Source organism: Nocardia sp. NPDC049737, assembly GCF_040674755.1.
Lineage (GTDB): Bacteria > Actinomycetota > Actinomycetes > Mycobacteriales > Mycobacteriaceae > Nocardia.
Genome location: NZ_JBFANH010000007.1, coordinates 60,433 through 78,809 on the forward strand (window position 1 = coordinate 60,433; position 18,377 = coordinate 78,809).

General features: G+C 66.1%; 17 protein-coding genes and 1 pseudogene. 9 read left to right on the forward strand and 9 right to left on the reverse strand.

The window, feature by feature from the left end:
* Nucleotides 1-231: 231 nt before the first annotated feature.
* On the forward strand, nucleotides 232-1,152 hold the full coding sequence (locus AB0J47_RS11895; protein WP_364344012.1) for a cation diffusion facilitator family transporter: 921 nt from the start codon (nucleotides 232-234) through the stop codon (nucleotides 1,150-1,152).
* An 82-nt stretch (nucleotides 1,153-1,234) separates the two neighbouring features.
* Here AB0J47_RS11895 and AB0J47_RS11900 read toward each other — a convergent pair whose 3' ends face one another.
* Together AB0J47_RS11900 and AB0J47_RS11905 are read right to left on the reverse strand one after the other, a co-directional pair.
* The gene (locus tag AB0J47_RS11900; RefSeq protein ID WP_364344015.1) at nucleotides 1,235-2,698 is read right to left on the reverse strand and encodes an NAD(P)/FAD-dependent oxidoreductase; all 1,464 of its coding nucleotides are present in this window, start codon (nucleotides 2,696-2,698) and stop codon (nucleotides 1,235-1,237) included.
* A 55-nt stretch (nucleotides 2,699-2,753) separates the two neighbouring features.
* On the reverse strand, nucleotides 2,754-3,338 hold the full coding sequence (locus tag AB0J47_RS11905; protein ID WP_364344019.1) for a TetR/AcrR family transcriptional regulator: 585 nt from the start codon (nucleotides 3,336-3,338) through the stop codon (nucleotides 2,754-2,756).
* A gap of 104 nt (nucleotides 3,339-3,442) precedes the next feature.
* Between AB0J47_RS11905 and AB0J47_RS11910 the strand changes: the two genes are divergently transcribed.
* Nucleotides 3,443-3,868: a DUF4267 domain-containing protein gene (locus AB0J47_RS11910; RefSeq protein ID WP_364344022.1), complete on the forward strand. Its 426-nt coding sequence runs from the start codon at nucleotides 3,443-3,445 to the stop codon at nucleotides 3,866-3,868.
* Nucleotides 3,869-4,051: 183 nt separating this feature from the next.
* Nucleotides 4,052-4,267: pseudogene (locus tag AB0J47_RS11915) on the forward strand (DUF4287 domain-containing protein).
* Nucleotides 4,268-4,341: 74 nt separating this feature from the next.
* Here the strand turns inward: AB0J47_RS11915 and AB0J47_RS11920 are convergent.
* Nucleotides 4,342-4,563 (reverse strand): hypothetical protein, encoded by a 222-nt coding sequence (locus tag AB0J47_RS11920; protein ID WP_364344025.1) that lies wholly within the window; start codon nucleotides 4,561-4,563, stop codon nucleotides 4,342-4,344.
* A 27-nt stretch (nucleotides 4,564-4,590) separates the two neighbouring features.
* Nucleotides 4,591-5,949, reverse strand: a complete 1,359-nt coding sequence (locus tag AB0J47_RS11925; RefSeq protein WP_364344028.1) for a cation:dicarboxylase symporter family transporter — start codon at nucleotides 5,947-5,949, stop codon at nucleotides 4,591-4,593.
* Nucleotides 5,950-6,058: 109 nt separating this feature from the next.
* Between AB0J47_RS11925 and AB0J47_RS11930 the strand changes: the two genes are divergently transcribed.
* Together AB0J47_RS11930 and AB0J47_RS11935 are read left to right on the forward strand one after the other, a co-directional pair.
* Nucleotides 6,059-7,747, forward strand: coding sequence for a sensor histidine kinase (locus tag AB0J47_RS11930; protein ID WP_364344031.1), 1,689 nt, complete (start codon nucleotides 6,059-6,061; stop codon nucleotides 7,745-7,747).
* Complete coding sequence (locus tag AB0J47_RS11935; RefSeq protein ID WP_364344034.1) at nucleotides 7,744-8,445, forward strand: response regulator; 702 nt, start codon at nucleotides 7,744-7,746, stop codon at nucleotides 8,443-8,445. Before AB0J47_RS11930 ends, AB0J47_RS11935 begins: the two co-directional genes overlap by 4 nt.
* A gap of 89 nt (nucleotides 8,446-8,534) precedes the next feature.
* Here AB0J47_RS11935 and bla read toward each other — a convergent pair whose 3' ends face one another.
* Together bla and AB0J47_RS11945 are read right to left on the reverse strand one after the other, a co-directional pair.
* Nucleotides 8,535-9,455, reverse strand: a complete 921-nt coding sequence (gene bla, locus AB0J47_RS11940; RefSeq protein ID WP_364344036.1) for a class A beta-lactamase — start codon at nucleotides 9,453-9,455, stop codon at nucleotides 8,535-8,537.
* Nucleotides 9,456-9,576: 121 nt separating this feature from the next.
* Nucleotides 9,577-10,167 carry an XRE family transcriptional regulator gene (locus AB0J47_RS11945; RefSeq protein WP_364344039.1) on the reverse strand — a complete coding sequence of 197 codons (591 nt, stop codon included), beginning with the start codon at nucleotides 10,165-10,167 and terminating at the stop codon, nucleotides 9,577-9,579.
* Between the two features lie 237 nt (nucleotides 10,168-10,404).
* Between AB0J47_RS11945 and AB0J47_RS11950 the strand changes: the two genes are divergently transcribed.
* The gene (locus AB0J47_RS11950; RefSeq protein ID WP_364344042.1) at nucleotides 10,405-11,427 is read left to right on the forward strand and encodes an NAD(P)/FAD-dependent oxidoreductase; all 1,023 of its coding nucleotides are present in this window, start codon (nucleotides 10,405-10,407) and stop codon (nucleotides 11,425-11,427) included.
* 3 nt (nucleotides 11,428-11,430) lie between these two features.
* Here AB0J47_RS11950 and AB0J47_RS11955 read toward each other — a convergent pair whose 3' ends face one another.
* From AB0J47_RS11955 to AB0J47_RS11965, 3 genes are all read right to left on the reverse strand, one after another.
* On the reverse strand, nucleotides 11,431-12,744 hold the full coding sequence (locus AB0J47_RS11955; RefSeq protein WP_364344045.1) for a cytochrome P450: 1,314 nt from the start codon (nucleotides 12,742-12,744) through the stop codon (nucleotides 11,431-11,433).
* 103 nt (nucleotides 12,745-12,847) lie between these two features.
* Nucleotides 12,848-13,570, reverse strand: a complete 723-nt coding sequence (locus tag AB0J47_RS11960) for a TIGR03089 family protein (protein WP_364344048.1) — start codon at nucleotides 13,568-13,570, stop codon at nucleotides 12,848-12,850.
* Nucleotides 13,571-13,588: 18 nt separating this feature from the next.
* Nucleotides 13,589-15,010 carry an LCP family protein gene (locus AB0J47_RS11965; protein ID WP_364344584.1) on the reverse strand — a complete coding sequence of 474 codons (1,422 nt, stop codon included), beginning with the start codon at nucleotides 15,008-15,010 and terminating at the stop codon, nucleotides 13,589-13,591.
* 297 nt (nucleotides 15,011-15,307) lie between these two features.
* Here AB0J47_RS11965 and rfbD point away from each other — a divergent pair, with 297 nt between their 5' ends.
* The 3 genes from rfbD to AB0J47_RS11980 all read left to right on the forward strand — a co-directional run bounded on the left by rfbD (nucleotide 15,308) and on the right by AB0J47_RS11980 (nucleotide 18,360).
* Complete coding sequence (rfbD, locus tag AB0J47_RS11970) at nucleotides 15,308-16,174, forward strand: dTDP-4-dehydrorhamnose reductase (RefSeq protein WP_364344051.1); 867 nt, start codon at nucleotides 15,308-15,310, stop codon at nucleotides 16,172-16,174.
* Nucleotides 16,175-16,265: 91 nt separating this feature from the next.
* A complete protein-coding gene (locus AB0J47_RS11975; RefSeq protein WP_364344054.1) occupies nucleotides 16,266-17,165 on the forward strand; it encodes a glycosyltransferase family 2 protein in 900 nt (299 codons plus the stop codon).
* A 115-nt stretch (nucleotides 17,166-17,280) separates the two neighbouring features.
* A complete protein-coding gene (locus AB0J47_RS11980) occupies nucleotides 17,281-18,360 on the forward strand; it encodes an NDP-sugar synthase (RefSeq protein WP_364344057.1) in 1,080 nt (359 codons plus the stop codon).
* Nucleotides 18,361-18,377 lie beyond the last annotated feature (17 nt).

The following is an 18,377-nucleotide window of genomic DNA, read 5'->3' on the forward strand; positions in this document are numbered from 1 at the left end:
CACCGGAGCGAGTCTTACGAGCGACGTTCGCGGCCCGTCTCGCGTCCGAGTTGTCGAAGCGCACGCGCCGCAGGCGCGAGTCTCGACGACACCCGCCAGCGACTTGCAGGTCGCTCGTAAGGGTCGGACGCGAGACACCGGGGGGCCGCGAACACGACGCGCCGCAGGCGCAGCAATTAGACAGAGCAGCGCCGAAGGCGCGGCAAATCGGACACAGGAGGAACTACCTAGATGTCGGCTGGTGGTGGCAAAAAGGCGATTCTCGCCGCATTGTCGGCGAATGCGGGGATCGCGGTGGCGAAGTTCGTCGGCGCGTTCATCACCGGTTCGGGATCGATGCTGGCCGAGGCGGTGCACTCGGTCGCGGACACCGCGAACCAGGGGCTGCTGCTGCTCGGGCAGCGCCGGGCCGCGCAGGATGCCGATGAACTGCACCCATTCGGTTACGGGCGCAATCGCTACTTCTACTCGTTCATCGTGGCGCTGGTGCTGTTCACGCTCGGCTCGATCTATGCCATCTACGAGGGCATCCACAAGATTCAGCATCCGGAGGAGCTGACCAACCCGATAGTCGCGATTGTCATCCTGTTCCTCGCGATCTGTCTCGAGGGCTACAGCTTTACGACCGCGATGCGGGAATCCATCCCGCTCAAAGGCAATTCGAGTTGGTGGCGGTTCATCCGCAATTCGCGCAGTCCGGAACTGCCGGTGGTGCTGTTGGAGGACACCGGCGCGCTGGTCGGTTTGGTCTTCGCATTCGCGGCGGTCGGGCTGACCATGCTCACCGATGATCCGGTCTGGGACGGCATCGGCACGCTGGCCATCGGTGCGCTGCTCGGCATTATCGCGGTGATCCTGATCGTGGAGATGCAGAGCCTGCTGATCGGTGAGGGCGCGACGCCGGAAGAGGATAAGGCGATTCGCGCCAACTTGGTCGACGGCAACCGCATCGACCGGGTGATCCACCTCAAGACTCAGTATCTCGGGCCGGAGGAGATCCTGGTCGCAGCCAAGATCTCGATCGTGCCGGATCTGGATATCGACGATATCGCCGCGGCCATCGATGACGCGGAGGCCAGGGTGCGGGCGGCCGTGCCCGCCGCGCGGGTGATGTATCTGGAACCCGACCTGTACCGGACGCCGCGGGCCTGAGCCGGATCGCCCGCGTAATCCGGCCTGGGCGCACTTTCCGCCAAATCCGGCGGCTTTGTCAGATCCGGCGAAAAGTACATGCTCAGGCCGGATTCGGTGTGCGCAGCAGATCCAATGGGTTGATGTGGATGCCGAACTCCGTGCGCAGCACGTGCCGCGCGGCATTCGAACCGGATATGCCATGGACACCGGGGCCGGGCGGGGTCGAGGCGGAGCAGAGGTAGACGCCGGGTAGTGGTGTGGCGTAGGGATTCCAGCGCGGGACCGGACGGAAGACGAACTGGCGCAGGGTCATCGCGCCCGCGGAGATATCGCCGCCGATGTAGTTGGCATTGTGCGTCGGCATTTCGGCGCCGGTGACGACGTTCCTGGCCAGGATCAGGTCGGTGAAGCCCGGGGCGAAGCGTTCCAATTGGGCGATGACGGAGGCGCTGATATCGCGGGTGGACCCGTTCGGAACGTGGGCGTAGGTGTAGAGCGTGTGGCCGCCCGCCGGCGCCCGCGTCGAGTCGACCACGCCCGGCTGGATGGCAAGGACATACGGACGATCCGCGTGTTGTCCTGCGGCGATGGTCTTTTCGACGGCCATTGCCTCGGCGCGGGTGCCGACCAGATGCAGCGTCCCGGCGAGTTCGCAGCCCGGGGCCTGCCACGGCACCGGACCGGACAAAGCGAAGTCGACCTTGCAGGCCGCGCCGCCATAACGGAAGCGGCGCAACCCGTTTGCGTAATGATTCGGTAGCCGATCTCCCGCCATGCGCAGCAGTTCGGTGGGCGCGGTATCCAGCACAACCGCCCGCGCGCCGCCGAATTCGTCGAGCGAATCGACGCGGTGTCCGGTGACGAGCTTGCCGCCGAGCCGTTCGAGTTCGGCGCTCAGCGCATCTGGAATGGCCTGACTCCCGCCGCGTGGCAGCACCCAGCCTCCGGCGTGGGCGAGGGTCGCGAGCAGCATGCCCGCTCCGGCCGCCGGAATGGCGCGCGGCGGCGTGATCGCATGCGTGGCGACGCCGGTCAGCAGCGCGGGTGCCGTCTGTTCACGAAATCGCAGGTTCCACAGGGGCGATCCCTGCTCGAGCACGCGCAGTCCGAAGCGCAGTCCGGTCAGCAGGTCTGCAGGCGGGCGGCGCAGATCCGACATCGCGAAATCCACGACCTGCCGCCAATGCCGGACCATCGGTTCGAAGAGCGCACGCCATGCGGTGCCGTCCCGGCCGAGGCCGGCGGCGGTGCGGTCCAGATCGCGCCAAGCCAGACCGGCCGTGCCGCCGTCGAGCGGATGCGCGTATGACACCTCGGGCGCGAGCAGTTCGACACCGTGCGCGGCCAGATCGAAGGCGCGGAAGAATGGCGATGCCAAGGCCATCGGATGCGCACCAGCGCAGACATCGTGTCGGTATCCGGGCAGCGTCAGCTCGGCGGTGCGGCTGCCGCCGCCTGCGGTGCCCTGCGCCTCGTACACCTCGACGGTGAGACCGGCACGGGCCAGGATCACCGCCGCGGCGAGACCGTTGGGACCGGAACCGACCACCACGACATCGGGCATACCTCGATTCTGCCGGGCCGACCCGGGCTGTGCCGTCACCCCTGCGAGGTATCGGTCACCCATTCGCTCCCTGATGTGCCCATTGGCCGAGCAGCACCCGGATGCGGTCCTCGCGCAGGTCATCGACCAGGCGACCGCTGCGATCCAGGGTGGCGATGCCGTGCAGGGTGCTCCAGGCCACCTCGGTGCCCGCCTGTAGGTTGAAATCGCCGGCGAACGGCGCATACGCGCTCTGGATCTCGCCGAATGCGTCGCGCAGCACCTGTGGCGCGTCATTGCCGAAGGTGAGTTCGGTGTTGAGGACGAACATCGCGTCGTAGCGCGCCGGATTCTCGGTCGCGAAGTCCAGATAGCCGCGCACCATGGCCTCGAGTGCCTCGACCGGGGTTTTCGCGCGGGCCCGCCGCTCGCGCAGCTGTGCGGTGAGTTCGGCGATGCCTTCTTCGGCGACGGCCGAGACGATCGCAGCCTTACCCGCGAAGTGGCTGTATAGCACCGGCTGGCTGTATTCGATCTTCTCCGCGAGGCGGCGCACGGTCACCGCCTCCCAGCCCGATGTTTCGGCGAGTTCGCGGGCCGCGTCGATGATGCGCTGGTGGCGTTCGGCGCGTTCGCGTTCTTTGCGGTTCTGCGTGGTCATATTCGAAATTCTAGCATCGCTAGACAAACTAACGGGGCCTTCGCTATCGTTGCTATCACACCTAGCGACGCTAGAAACTAGAGCACGATTTCGAGGAGCACGTCATGACCATATCGCGCATCGCCACCGCCCTTTCCCTGATCGGCGCCGCCTTCATCCTCTACATCGGCATCAGCTACCTGGTCACCCCGGAGACCATCGCCAACGGGTTCGGCCTGCCGCAATGGCCCACGGGTGATGCGGTCGCATTCATGAATCTCAAGGGCGTCCGCGATACCGTCTCCGGGCTGATCATCCTGGTGCTGCTCGCCATCAAGCAGCGCTACGCCCTCGGCATCGTCACCTTGGTGATCGCACTGATTCCGATCGGCGACATGCTCACCGTGCTCAGCTGGGGCGGCTCGGCCGCGGCCGCGTTCGGCATCCACGGCCTCACCGCAGCGCTGGTCGCCGTCACGGGCGTCCTGCTGATCCGCGAGCGTACCGTCGCGCACCGGCAGGACTCCCAGCGCGTCGCCGTCAACGCCTGATTGTCCGGAGCACGCTGGTCGACACCAGGTTTCGCCGCAACCGGATCCCCGTTTGCCGACCTCGTACCCCGCGAGGTCGGCGCCGGTGTTCGTGATCAGGCACACATTCCCGCGCGCACCGATAAGTTTCGGCAATCGGCCCCGTCGATATTGCGGAACGTCCAGCGAATACAGGAGACGAGCATGGCGACCGAACCCAAAGGCCCCGCATCCTACTTCCCGTCGATCGAAGCCAAATACGGCAGAACGATCGACGAGTGGAAGGCCGCAATGGTCGCCTCGAACCAGAAGTCGCACAAGGAACTCGTCGAGTGACTGAAGTCCGAGCACGGCTTCGGGCACGGGCACGCGACCGCGATTACCCAGCACTACCTGAACCCCGAGAAGTGGGCCAGTTGAGCCGCACGCCACGAAGGGGCCCGCAGATCCTGCGGGCCCCTTCGTATTCGGGAAGCGCTGGTGCCTCGGCCCGGTCACGGTCCGAGGAACAAGCGTTCGCACGGCAGGCGCGGTAGCAGCCGGCAGTTCTCGACGGTGTCACGAATCAATTCGATTGTGCACCAGTGCTTTCGCCGCCAATCGTGGATCAGATTGTGTACCGCCGCCGCGGTGGCGGCGTAGTCGAAGACCACACCGGCCATCCAGATCCGCAGGTGCAGATCATCTTCGGGCGGGAACCATCGTTCGGCGGTCATGGCTTATCTCATCGTCCGCGCGAGGCACTAGGCCTTGACCATGTCTACGGCGTCTGGCTGCTGCGGTGTCCGCGGCTCGTGGTCGTCGTCGATCATGGTCCGCTCGTCGAAGGGCAGTTTGCGGTCGAGGACCGAGTGGACCCAATCCATGTCGATGGTCTTGGTCCAGGTGCCGACCAGCACGGTGGCGACCGCATTGCCCGAGAAGTTGGTCAACGCACGGGCTTCGGACATGAACCGGTCGATGCCGACGATCAGTCCGACGCCGTCGAGCAGTTCGGGGCGATGGCTCTGTAGCCCGCCCGCCAGCGTGGCCAGACCCGCGCCGGTCACCCCGGCCGCGCCCTTGGATGCGACGATCATGAACAGCAGCAGGCCGACCTGCTCACCAATGTTGAGCGGTTTGCCCATCGCATCGGCGATGAATAGCGACGCCATGGTCAGGTAGATGGCAGTGCCGTCCAGGTTGAACGAATATCCGGTCGGTACGACGACACCGACGGTGGTCCGCTCGACGCCCAGGTGCTCCATCTTGGCGATCAGCCGCGGCAGCGCGGACTCGGAGGACGAGGTACCGAGGATCAGCAGGTATTCCCGGGCCAGGTACCGGACCAGCTTGAAGATCGACACCCGCGATACCGACCACAGCAGCACGCCGAGCACACCGAAGACGAACACCAGACAGGTCAGGTAGAACGCGAACATCAACAACGCCAACTGCTTCACCGCGTCCAGGCCGGTCTTACCGACCACATTCGCGATGGCGCCGAACGCGCCGATCGGGGCCAGCCACAGGATCATCGACAGGATCCGGAACACCAACTTCTGCAGCGATGCGACACCGCGCAGGATCGGCTCCCCCGTCGTACCCATCGCCTGCAGCGCGAATCCGACCAGCAGCGCGATGAACAGCGCCTGCAGCACGCTGCCGGTGGTCAGCGAGGAGACCAGTGTGGTCGGGATAATGCTCTGGATGAAATCCCAGGTGCCGCCGGCGGCGTGCGCCTGATCGGCGAGCTTCGCGCCCTGCTTGGCGGTAGTGGCGACATTCATGCCGGAGCCCGGTTCGAGCAGATTGCCGACGACCAGCCCGATGCCGAGTGCGATCGTCGACATCACCAGGAAGTAACCGATCGCGAGTCCGCCCACCTTGCCGACGCTGGCCGCGGAGCGCACCGATCCGATGCCGAGCACGATCGTGCAGAAGATGACCGGCGCGATCATCATCTTGATCAGATTGACGAACATGGTGCCGAGCGGTGCGAGGTCCTGACCGAATTCAGGCGCCAACCAGCCCACCAGAATTCCCGCGATTACGGCGACAATCACGCCCAGATACAGCCAGTGCGTACGGTCGCGCGGCTGTCGTTTTGCTACATCGCTCATATCGGGAAAGTCCTCTTCAGTGGTACCGGCGTGAGGTGGCTCACGCCCTCACGTGCACAATGTTGGCTGCTAGGGGTGACGGCGGTCACGCTTTGGTGCATTACGTTCAATGGGCACGAGGGAAAAGCAAGTGTTGCGCGGTGAGAAACACGGGGGACGCGGTCGGCTATCGCTGGCCGGACAGGCCTTCGTGCTGCAACTGGTGGTGCTCGGGCTGGTCATCGGCATCGGGGCGGTGCTAGCCGTACTCGACGCCAGGCACGACAGCGATGTCACCACCTCGCGCGAGGTCACCGATGTCGCTTTGGCCGTGGCGGACGCGCCGTCCACCATCGAGGCCCTGCGCACCCCCGACCCCACCGAGTTACTGCAACCGGTGACCGAACGGACCCGCATGGCGACCGGGATGGACTTCATCGTGGTGATGGCACGTGATCGGACCCGCTACACCCACACCACGCCCGCACTCATCGGGCAACCATTCAGCGGCAATATCGATCGGGCGCTGGCCGGGGAGACGTTCACCGAGACGTACACCGGAACGCTCGGGCCCTCCATTCGGGCGGTCACGCCGGTCTATGACGACGGGCGCATCGTCGCATTGGTCTCGGCGGGTGTCACCCGGGCACGGATCGGCGCTCAGGTCGGTACGCAATTGCCGTTGATTCTCGGCGTGGCCGCAGCGGGTCTAGTGGTAGCGGCGGCGGGTTCGTTTCTGTTGAGTCGCCGGATTCGTCGACAGACGCACGGTCTCGCGCCGGATGAGCTGCGCACGCTGTACGAACAGCACGATGCGGTGCTGCATTCGATCCACGAGGGGCTGGTGGTGTTCGGTCCGAACGCCGATGGCGCGGAGGTCGTCAACGACGAGGCGCGCAGGTTGCTGGATCTGCCCGATGGACCCGTCGCGCGTGCGGATCTGCCGATTTCGATGCAGCGGATGAGTTGGGGGGTGGTTCGCGACGAGATGCATGTGACCACGGACCGGATTCTGCTGGTCAATCAGGATGTCGTCACCTGGGAGCGGCGGCCGATCGGCACCGTGATCACCATCCGCGACCACACCGAATTGCGTACCGTGATGGGCGAACTCGATTCGGTGCGCGGATTCGCGGAATCGCTGCGCGCACAGGCGCACGAATCGGCCAACCGGCTGCACACCGTGATCACCATGGTGGAGTTGGGACGCTATCGGGAGGCGGTGGAGTTCGCGACCGCGGAACTTCAACTGTCCCAAGCTCTTATCGATCGGCTACTCGCCTCGGTCGGCGATCCGGCGCTTGCGGCACTGTTGCTCGGCAAGGTGAACCAGGCGGCCGAGCGCGGCATCGAGTTGACGATCACCGAGGATACGGCGCTCGACTCGACCGCGCCGCTGTCCGCGCAGGAGACAGTGACACTGGTCGGCAATCTGATCGATAATGCCATCGACGCGGCTGCCGAAGGTGACGCTGGATGGGTGGAAGTTACTGTGCGCCAGCAGGATGCGTCGGCTGCTGCCGATCCGGCGCTGGCACCGGAGCCAGCACTGGCCATCGAGATGGCGGCGGCGTTCGATTCGGTGCGACCGGCGAACGATTCGGCACTGTATTTGCGCGTCGCGGATAGCGGACCCGGCATGTCGGCCGAAGCCTTCGCCCGCGCCGCCGAACGCGGCTACTCCACCAAGGCCGACCATCAGGGCCTCGGGCTGGCACTGGTCCATCGCCTTATCGACCGGCACAGCGGCGTAATCGACACCGAACGCGATCCGGAAAGTGCCGTGACCGTGACGATCCCACGAAAGGATGCGCGATGATCCGAGTGTTGATCGTCGAGGACGAGCCATTGATCGCCGAGGCGCACCGCGCCTACGTCGAACGGATTCCGGGCTTCAGCGCGGTCGCCGTCGCACACACCGGTCGCGAGGCCATGCGCGCCGCGGCCGATGCGGCTGCCGAGAATGCACCGATCGACCTGGTGCTCATGGATATCGGACTTCCCGATGCCAGCGGCCTGGATGTGGCCGCCGCCCTGACCGGCCTCGCACCCCGCCCCGACGTCATCGCCATCACCTCGGCCCGCGACCTGGCCATGGTGCGCACCGCGGTCTCCTACGGGGTGGTCCTCTACCTGCTGAAACCGTTCACCTTCGCCGCCTTCCGCGACAAACTCGAACGCTACCGCGAATTCCGCACCGCCCTACCCGCGGGCGAAACCGCCATCTCCCAACAGGATATCGACCGCGCCCTCAGCGCCCTACGCACCTCCGACCAACGCGCCACCGCACCCAAAGGCGTTGCCCCGCAAACATTGGACGAAATCTCCCGCACGGTCCGCGACGCCCCAGGCGGACTCACTGCCGCCGATACGGCCAGCACCGTCGGGGTTTCGCGGATTACGGCATGGCGCTACTTGGAAAAGCTGGCCGACGACGGCCTGGTCGACCGTAAGTCCGACTACGGCCACGCAGGCCGCCCCAAAACCCGCTACACCTGGAAACCGCGCCCAGAGTGACTCGGACACGGCGAGAGAATGGGATGTGCACACTCTTCGTTCGCTGCCGCACCGATGCCGCGTGCGGACCTCGGACCGGAACCCGGAAATCAGTTCAGGATGGTGAAGATATGTCGGGCGGCCTCGGCTATCAGGTCTTCGCTGGGTTGTGCGTCATAGCCGCTGGGGCGGTCCGACATGATCGCCAGCAGCAGCGGCGGGCGCGAGGGTGGGGTCACGATGGCAATGTCGTTGGCACGGCCATAGTTGCCGGTGCCGGTCTTGTTGGCGATAGTCCAGCCGTCGGGGGTGGCGGCTTTGATGCGTTTCGCACCGGTGACATTGCGCCTGAGCCAATCCGTCAGGAGTGCGCGCTTGTCATCCGGTAGCGCCGAGCCCAGGATCAGCGTCCGGAAATCGGCGGCGATCGCGCGCGGGGTGGTGGTGTCGGAATCATCGCCCGGGACAACGCTATTGAGCTCGGGTTCGTAGTTGTCCAGCTGGCTGACCTGGTCGCCGAGGCCGCGTAGGTAGTCGGTGAATCCAGCCGTTCCGCCGATATCATCGAGTAGCAGATTGCCTGCGGTGCCGTCGCTGTAGCGGACCGCCGCGTCACACAGCTCGCCGATTGTCATGCCGGAATCTACCCGGTGCTGGGTGATCGGTGAGATGGATCGGATGTCCCCGCGAGTGAACCGTATCCGAGTATCCAAATGCGACAGCGGATTTCGCGACAGCACCGCGGCCGCGGCAAGCGCCTTGAATGTCGAGCAGAACGCGAAGCGCTCATCCGCCCGATACGCGAGCGTGGATCCGGATCCGGTCGCGACAGCGAAGATCCCCAGTCGAGCGTCGAATCGTCGCTCCAGTTCGGCGAAGTGCGCCGTCGAGTCCGGGCGCGCCACTGAATCCGATACTGGTGCAGGGGCGATCTCGCGCGCGGGTGCCTTCGCGCAGGCGGCCAGCGTGGACAGCAGAGCAATACCGAGCAGCGCGCGCCGCCTGGAATCGGTTCCGGCAGAATGAGTCATGTCACAACTTTCGTAGATCGCGGCACTTGTTCGATCTTCGCAACGAAGACCCGAGCCGTCGAGCGAGTTCTGGCAACCATTCAGCTGCGCGGCAGGCGGCACGGCGACTGCTCGGCACGCCCTACCGACGGGCGGATTTCGGCGCGGCGCGAACATGGGCGCGTTCGCCCTGTTTCCCGAAAAGGCTGAGGAATTCGACCGGCTCGTTGTCCGCCGCGCCGAACCAGTGCGGGACGCGGGTGTCGAATTCGGCGGCTTCGCTGGGCACGAGAATCACGTCATGTTCGCCGAGGACGAGGCGTAGGCGTCCGTTGAGGACGTAGAGCCATTCATAGCCCTCGTGGGTTCGCGGGTCGGGCTCCTGACGGGGGCTGTAGGCCGGGATGACGAGCTTGTATGCCTGGATCCCGCCTGCTCGGCGGGTCAGGGGCAGCATGGTCATGCCGTGGCGGGTGATGGGGCGCAGGTGGATGCGCGGGTCGCCGGTGGGTGGGGCGTCGACGAGTTCGTCGAGAGTGACGCCGTGCGCCTTGGCCAGCGGCAGCAGCAGTTCGAGGGTTGGGCGGCGGTCACCGGATTCCAGGCGCGACAGCGTGCTAACCGAGATGCCGGTTTCCGTCGACAGGTCGGCCAGTGTGGTTTCGCGCTGGCGACGCAGCGCGCGTAACCGAGGTCCGACCGCGTCGAGGGCTCGGCCGAGGTCATTGTCCATGCCCACCAGTTTGCCATAACGGCAAGTTTGTTTGCCATTATCGCCGCCCAGCCTGCATGGTTGCCTGGAGGAGGTGGTCATGTGACCGAGCGAAGCGAGGGAACCGATCAGCACAGCACCAACGGTCGCAGCGGAGCCGAGCGCCAGCGAGGCGCAGCTGTGACCGAGCGAAGCGAGGGAACCGATCAGCACAGCACCAACGGTCGCAGCGGAGCCGAGCGCCAGCGAGGCGCACCTGTGACCGAGCGAAGCGATCAGCTGAAAGACGGCTATGACGTGGTGGTGATCGGCGGTGGCGCGGCCGGATTGAGCGGTGCGCTGATACTGGCCAGGATGCGCCGGTCGGTGGTTGTCATTGATGCGGGGCAGCCGCGTAATGCCCCGGCCGAGGGTGTGCACGGACTGCTCGCCAGGGACGGAACACCGCCCGGCGAGTTGCTGGAACGCGGTCGGGCCGAGGTTCGCGGCTATGGCGGGCATGTGGTGAACGGCGAGGTCGTCACGGTCGCGAGGGATGCCGAGGGATTCGCGGTATGCCTCGGTGACAGATCCGTGCGGGCGCGTCGGCTTTTGGTGACAACCGGGCTGGTCGATGAGCTACCCGAGATCGCGGGACTGCGGGAGCATTGGGGTCGCGATGTGATCCACTGCCCGTACTGCCACGGCTGGGAGGTCCGCGACCAGGCCATCGGTGTCCTGGGCACCGGCCCTATGGGGGTGCACCAAGCACTGCTGTTCCGTCAGCTCACCGCCGATGTCACGTACTTCTCGCACACCATCCCACTCACCGCCGAACAGGCCGAAGAGTTGAATGCCCGCGGTATTCGCATGGTGCGCGGTGAAGTGACCGCGCTGGAGATTACCGACGACCGCCTCGCGGGAGTCCGGTTGAGCGACGGCACCGTAGTCCCCCGCGAGGTCGTGGTGGTCGGCTCACGGATGGTGGCCCGAGCGAACTTTCTCGAAAAACTCGGACTGCAACCAACTGAGCACCCGGCTGGCGTCGGCGAATACATCCCCACCGACGCCACCGGCCGGACCGACGTGCCCGGTGTCTGGGCCGCAGGCAATGTCACCGACCTGACGTCCCAGGTCGGTGCGGCCGCGGCAGCGGGCGCAGCCGCCGCAGCCCAGATCAACGCCGATTTGGTGGACGAGGAGACCCGCCGAGCCGTTGCCGCCTACCGCGAACCGTTCTCACCCGAAACCGAAGCGCAGCTGTGCGAAGCCGTTACGGGCGACCATCGGCACGGCATGTAGCCCTCAGACCGTCGTCGGTTCGGGAGCCGGGGCGCTGGCCCGGCGACCGAGCCGAACCGGCATCCGTTCATATCCGTGCAGCGTGAACAGTTCTCGCCGTTGCGGTGTCCCATCGAGTCGCAGGTCCGGGAACCGCTCGAACAACGATTGCAGCGCGTAGGTGGCTTCCATGCGGGCCAGGCTCGCACCGAGGCAGGCGTGGAGGCCACTGCTGAATGTCAAGTGCTCCTTGGCATTCGAGCGTCCGACATCGAAGACAGCCGGATCGGCGAAGACGGCGGGGTCGCGGTTCGCACCTGCCAGCGACAGCACCAGGGTATTGCCCTTGTGCAACCGCACACCCTCGAGCTCCAAGTCGGTCAATGCGATTCGTGCCGTCGTCTGTACCGGCGCATCGATGCGCAGCACCTCTTCGACCGCATTCGGCCAGAGATCGGGTTGGGCCCGCAATCGATCCAATTGTTCGGGGTGGGTGACCAATTGTGCGACGCCGTTGCCGATCAGGTTGACCGTGGTCTCGAAACCCGCGCCCATCAACAGGCTCGCGGTCGCCTTCAAGGCGTAATCGTCGAGTTCACCCGCGGTGACCAGACTGCTGAGGATGTCATCGCCCGGTTCGCGGCGCAGTCGCGCGATATGTCCGTCGAGGTAATCGTTCATCACCTCCATCGAGCCGAGCGCCCGCCGGAATGCCCGCCAGGAAATCCCGACGTCGAGCAGGGGCGTCATCCGATCGCCCCAGTCCAGGAATAACTTTCGGTCCCTTTCCGGGAAGCCGAGCATTTCGGAGATGATGGCAATCGGCACCTGCGCGGCGTATGACTCGATCAGATCGGCCGAACCGCCCGAGGGCAGCGCACCGAGCAGTTCCTCGGTGACCGTCTCGACCCGTTCGCGCAATCGTCCGATTGCGCGTGGAGTGAAGGCCGCGGCGACCGGCTTGCGCATCTGCGTATGCTCGGGCGGGTCGATGACCAGCATGGATGGCGGCTCAACCGGATTGGGCGGCAAGGGAAGTCGCTTGGCGAGCAACTGCAGCGGCTTCGGAATATTGAAGGAGTCGGTGGTACGCACACCGAATCGGTTGTCCCGCAGCACGGCTCGGCACAGGTCGTGGTCGAAGCTCGCCCACGCGATCGAGGTGCGCTGCACCCGGCCCTGCCCGCGTAGCCGCTCGATCAGTGGATAGGGGTCGGCGAGACCGTCCGGTCCGCCCATGAGTTGGGCGAACGGATCGCCGCGTCGCGCCTGGGTGCGCAGGGCAAACCGCGGCGCACCCTGCACCGATAACCACCGGAACCAATACTGCGGCTTCATCACTTCACCAACCCCATCGTTGCGCGACAATTCCACCGTACGGACTCCCCGGCCAGGGTGGAACGTCCCATGGTCGGACGCCGACCTATACCAGGGTAGGAGCTCAGCCGCGCTGCGCGGTGACCCGCTCGGATTCGATGCGTCGCTCGCGCAGCGCCGGATCCGGATTGACCACCTGCACCAGTGAGGCCCCCGCGACGAGCACCGAGACGAACCCGTCGATCAGCTCGGCCGGGGTATCCCACGACGCGCTCGACAGCACCCGGTCACCCTCGGAAAACCCTTGTAGCACAGCGGATTTCCTCGCCTCGGCGAGAACCTCGGAGACCGGCATCCCGTCCAGCGCCACCCCGGCGCCGCGCGGCATGAACTGGTCCCCGTGCACCCGCACGGAGGTGGCGAAATCGGTGATGCCGATCGGCAGATCGCGCACCGGCATGCCGAAGGCATCCAGCGAAAGCGCCGCGACCTCCGCAATACTGTCGGTCTCGTCCAACCGTTCGGCGGTCGCGAGCGCCAGATCGGCATCCGCATCGGGCCCGAGCACCACCTCGGTCCCGGCCCACCAGCAGCCGAGCAGCACCGCGGCGGTCTGCCAGTGCGCGGGCAGCAGCACCGCGACGCGCGCACCCGGGCTCAGCCCGAATTCGTCGCGGATCAGATTGGCGGTCTTGGCCGCCCAGTTCGCCAGGGTCAGCCCGGATAGTTCGATCCGGGCGCCGGTGGCATCGTCGTAGTAGGTGACACGCGGACCTGCCGGATCGCGCTCGAGGATTGGATCCAGCACCGCCTCGGTGAGAGTCAGTACCTGGTCGTGGTCACGCATAGGTCAATTCACGCATGGTCAATTCACGCATTTCGGTCCATTCTGGCCTGCGTCGATCGGTGGAGCCGGTGGTACGGGCGTCGCGGTGCTCGACGTTCCGGAGAAGTCGAACATGCTGCCCGCGGTCGAGCCCGGACCAGAATAGTCGCTTGCCAACACGACGCTGACCGAATCCGGGGACAACGTGCTGTCCGCGATGACCGTCAACCCGCCGAGCGCCTGCGCGACCGCCTTGGCCTTCGGATTGGAGGCATCCATCGCGAGGACTCGACTGCCGGTGACGCTGGGTCCGGTGTAATTGCCGACCAATCCCTCCTGGAATCCCTTAGCCGTCAACGCCTGTGCCACCTGTCCCGCGAGCCCGCCGATCCCGCTCGCATTGAACACGCTGACGCTCACCGATGCCGGATCGATTGTCGGCTCGGCATGATCCTGCGACTTGCCGTCGACCAGCGATGCCACATAAGACTTGACCGTCTTCGAATCCACCCGCACGACCGATTCACCGTCGCTGGTCGTGTCGTTGAGATCGGCGACCGGAATCGTCGCGAAACTGACCTGACCGCCCGAAAGGTCCTTCAACTGTTGCAGAAACGCCAGCACGTCCCAATCGTCGTCCAGCACCACGGTGCGACCGACGGCATCGCTGAGATTATGCAACTTGCCCGGATTGCTCAGCGTCTTGGCGCTGAGCACCTGGCCGACCAGCCGCGCCATGAAGACCTGCTGGCGCACGATCCGGTCCAGGTCGCCGCGCGGCAGATCATGGCGCTGGCGCACGAAACTCAAAGCCTGTGGGCCGTCGAGCTTCTGGCGCCCCGCCCGGAAGTCGGCGCCGGACATCCATTCGTCCACCGGACTGTTCAGGCACACATCGACCCCGCCGACCGCATCGGTCAGCAGCACGAACCCGAGCAAACTGACCTCGGCATAGTGGTCGACCGTGATGCCGGTGAGATTGGCCACGGTCTTGATCAGCGCCTGCCGTCCCGCCTGGGTGGACTGCTTGTCCGCGTCGGCTTCCGAAACGCCCTGGTTGGTCAGCTTTAGCCGCTGGGCCTCCTTGGTTGCGCCATAAGCCGAGTTGATCTTGCCCTTGCCCATACCCGGAATGTCGACATAGGAGTCGCGCGGAATCGAGAGGGCGGTGGCGGAGCGACCGTCGTTCGGTACACGAACCAGCACGATGGTGTCGGTATTGGTGCCGACCTCATCGCCCGCGTGCAGCATGGCGCGCTCATTGCCGCTGAGCGGATTGCCGTGCGCGTCGGTGCGGCTGTCCACACCGACCAGCAGGATGTCGACGGCGCCGTCGTGCCCACCGCCGAGGCCGAGGCCGCCGATGCGTTCGATATTCGAGATCAGCGAGTCCACGCTGTGCCAGGCGAATCCGGTGATGAGCAGGACCAGCACCGCCCCGACCGCGATGAACGTGCGCAGCGGCCCCAAGCCGCTCGCAGCATCGGACAGTCGCGACGACGCTGTCGCCCTCACCTTCTGCGGCACCACTGCATCCTCTCGCCAAAAACCGAGCATCCTGCCCAAGCACCATGCTGCGCTTGCCCCGCGCGCTCCCAGCTGATTCCGACTGCGCAGCGCCGGTTTCGTCGAAGCCGACGCGTCGCTGACTCGACCGCCCCGCCTCCGGTAGCCCCCGTCACCGTCGCCCCGAGGCTAACCGACGGCTACCGCGGCAGACCTCAACCGCAGGTGCCACGGCGTGCCAGACTCGTGCCCGTGACCGCGATATCGCCCTTGTCGACCGTAGCCGCGCGCCTCGTCGTGACCGGAGCCGGCGGGCAGTTGGGACGCGAACTCCTGCGCCGCGCACCCGACGCCCACGCCTTCGCCCGCGACGAATTGGACATCACGGACGCGGCCGCCGTGCGCGCCGCAATCGAACCGGGCGATGTCGTGCTGAACTGTGCCGCCTACACCGCCGTCGACCAGGCCGAATCCGATCCCGAGGCCGCCTTCACGGTCAATGCGACCGGACCGGCCGTACTCGCTGCCGCATGTGCGGAGGTGGACGCTCGATTGATCCATATTTCGACCGACTACGTGTTCGCGGGAACACACGACAAGCCGTACGACACCGACGACCCGACCGAACCCGCCACGGTCTACGGCCGCTCGAAATTGGCAGGTGAACAGGCCGTGCTGGAAACCGCGCCGCACGCTCATGTGGTGCGCACGGCATGGGTATACACCGGGCGCGGAAGCGATTTCGTCGCGACCATGCTGCGGCTGGAACGCGAACGCGACACCCTCGACGTGGTCGAGGACCAGCTCGGCTCCCCGACCTACGCCGCCGACCTGGCCGCCGGACTCCTTGAATTGGCGGGTCGACCGGATGCGCCGCGAGTGCTGCACGCCACTAATTCCGGCCAAGTCAGCTGGTTCGAATTCGCGCGGGCGATATTCGCCGGAATCGGCGCGGATCCGACTCGGGTGCGCCCGTGTGACTCGACCGCATTTCCGAGACCCGCACGGCGCCCGGCGTATTCGGTGTTGGCCAACCGTTCCTGGGCCGATGCCGGGCTGACGCCATTGCGGCCGTGGAAGGTCGCACTCGGGGACGCGCTGGCGAGGTTGTCACAGTAGGCTGCTTGCCCGTGAGGGAGCCACAGCGAGTGAACCATCAACACAGCGCGCAATCGCGCACAACGGAGCCGAGCGTCAGCGAGGCGCAGTCGTGAGCGATTCCGGATCCTTGGCCCCCGGCGGCCTTGTCGTCGTCACGGTGACTTATTCACCCGGCGAGCACCTCGAGCACTTCATCACCACCCTGTCCGCTGCCACCAGCGAAAAACCGCAGGTGATCCTGGCCGACAATGGCTCGGTGGACGGTGCGCCGGAGCTCGCGGCGGAGGCGAACGCACACGTGCGACTGCTGCGGACCGGCGGAAATATCGGTTACGGCGGCGCGATCAACCGGGCGGTCGCGGAGATCGATCCGAGTGTCGAATTCATCGTCATCGCCAATCCGGATATTCGCTGGGGCACCGATTCCATCGACAAACTGCTCGCCGCCGCCAAGCGCTGGCCGCGGGCGGGCGCGCTCGGACCGATGGTGCGCGAGCCCGACGGCAGCGTCTACCCGTCCGCGCGCTCAGTGCCGGGCCTGCTCGATGGCGCCGGACACGCCATCCTCGGCACGGTATGGCCGTCGAATCCATGGACCCTGCGCTACCGCCAGGACAACGAGCAGATCTCCGAGCGGGCCGTCGGCTGGTTGTCCGGTTCCTGCCTGCTGGTCCGGCGCGCGGCCTTCGATTCGATCGACGGCTTCGACTCGCGCTACTTCATGTACATGGAGGACGTGGACTTCGGCGACCGGATGGGCAAGGCCGGTTGGCACAACGTCTTCGTGCCCGACGCCGAGGTCACCCACGCCAAGGGGCATGCGGCCGGACGCCATCCCGAGGTGATGCTCCCCGCGCACCACGCGAGCGCGTACCGATTCCAGGCCGATCGGCATCCGCACTGGTGGCAGGCGCCGTTGCGGTTGGCGTTGCGGGCCGGACTTGCGATCCGTTCCCGAATTGCGGTTCGATCTGCGCTGCGCCAACAGGCGCGGGAAGCCCAGAGCTAACGTCACAAGTTCGGCACACAACGGTGCCGAACCCGTGTCGCTGGGTACCGAAACTGGTGTCTGTCTGTAGGCGCGCACCTACCGAGCACACGATCCACTGTGAACAGGGAGCATGATGGCAGGAAATGTAGGCACCGACGCCGTGATTCTGGTCGGCGGCCAGGGCACGCGGTTACGTCCGCTCACCCTGTCGGCGCCCAAGCCGATGCTGCCTACCGCCGGACTGCCGTTCCTGACCCACCTGCTCGCCCGCATCGCGGACGCCGGAATCACCCACGTCGTGCTCGGCACCTCGTTCAAGGCGGAGGTCTTCGAGGAACACTTCGGTGACGGCACAGACCTGGGCCTGGAGCTCGAGTACGTCACCGAGACCGAACCGCTCGGCACCGGTGGCGGCATCCGCAATGTGCTGCCCAAGCTGCGCGCCGACAACATCATGGTGTTCAACGGCGACGTCCTCGGCGGCACCGATCTCGGCGCGATCCTGGACACCCACGAGTCCACGAACGCGGATGTGACCCTGCATCTGGTTCGGGTGAGCGACCCGCGCGCATTCGGCTGTGTGCCGACCGACGAGGATGGGCGGGTCACCGCGTTCCTGGAGAAGACGCAGGATCCGCCCACCGATCAGATCAATGCCGGTTGCTATGTCTTCCGGCGCGAATACATCGAGAAGATTCCGGCCGGGCGGCCGGTGTCGGTGGAACGTGAGGTGTTCCCGGCGCTGCTCGCCGAAGGCGCCCGCGTCCAAGGCCATGTCGACTCGTCCTACTGGCGCGATATGGGTACTCCCGAGGACTTCGTCCGCGGCTCGGCCGACCTGGTCCGGGGCATCGCCCCTTCCCCGGCCCTGCCCGGTCAGCGTGGTGAATCCCTGGTCCACGAGGGTGCGGGCGTCGCTCCCGGCGCGCTGCTCATCGGCGGTACCGTCGTCGGTCGCGGCGCTGAAGTAGGCGCAGGCGCTCGCCTCGACGGCGCGGTGCTCTTCGACGGCGCCCGCATCGAAGCAGGCGCCACCGTGGAGCGCTCCATCATCGGCTTCGGCGCGCGCATCGGTCCCCGCGCCCTCGTCCGCGACGCCGTCATCGGCGACGGCGCGAACATCGGCGCCCGCTGCGAGCTACTGCGCGGCGCCCGCATCTGGCCCGGCGTCGACATCCCGGACGGCGGCATCCGCTTCTCCACGGACGTGTAATAGTAAGGCGCACAAGG

Excerpts from the sequence above, each read along its gene's own strand:
- AB0J47_RS11895 (WP_364344012.1), top strand. The coding sequence starts at position 232 with ATGTCGGCTGGTGGTGGCAAAAAGGCGATTCTCGCCGCATTGTCGGCG.
- AB0J47_RS11900 (WP_364344015.1), bottom strand. The coding sequence starts at position 2,698 with ATGCCCGATGTCGTGGTGGTCGGTTCCGGTCCCAACGGTCTCGCCGCG.
- AB0J47_RS11905 (WP_364344019.1), bottom strand. The coding sequence starts at position 3,338 with ATGACCACGCAGAACCGCAAAGAACGCGAACGCGCCGAACGCCACCAG.
- AB0J47_RS11910 (WP_364344022.1), top strand. The coding sequence starts at position 3,443 with ATGACCATATCGCGCATCGCCACCGCCCTTTCCCTGATCGGCGCCGCC.
- AB0J47_RS11920 (WP_364344025.1), bottom strand. The coding sequence starts at position 4,563 with ATGACCGCCGAACGATGGTTCCCGCCCGAAGATGATCTGCACCTGCGG.
- AB0J47_RS11925 (WP_364344028.1), bottom strand. The coding sequence starts at position 5,949 with ATGAGCGATGTAGCAAAACGACAGCCGCGCGACCGTACGCACTGGCTG.
- AB0J47_RS11930 (WP_364344031.1), top strand. The coding sequence starts at position 6,059 with ATGGGCACGAGGGAAAAGCAAGTGTTGCGCGGTGAGAAACACGGGGGA.
- AB0J47_RS11935 (WP_364344034.1), top strand. The coding sequence starts at position 7,744 with ATGATCCGAGTGTTGATCGTCGAGGACGAGCCATTGATCGCCGAGGCG.
- bla (WP_364344036.1), bottom strand. The coding sequence starts at position 9,455 with ATGACTCATTCTGCCGGAACCGATTCCAGGCGGCGCGCGCTGCTCGGT.
- AB0J47_RS11945 (WP_364344039.1), bottom strand. The coding sequence starts at position 10,167 with ATGGACAATGACCTCGGCCGAGCCCTCGACGCGGTCGGACCTCGGTTA.
- AB0J47_RS11955 (WP_364344045.1), bottom strand. The coding sequence starts at position 12,744 with ATGAAGCCGCAGTATTGGTTCCGGTGGTTATCGGTGCAGGGTGCGCCG.
- AB0J47_RS11960 (WP_364344048.1), bottom strand. The coding sequence starts at position 13,570 with ATGCGTGACCACGACCAGGTACTGACTCTCACCGAGGCGGTGCTGGAT.
- AB0J47_RS11980 (WP_364344057.1), top strand. The coding sequence starts at position 17,281 with ATGGCAGGAAATGTAGGCACCGACGCCGTGATTCTGGTCGGCGGCCAG.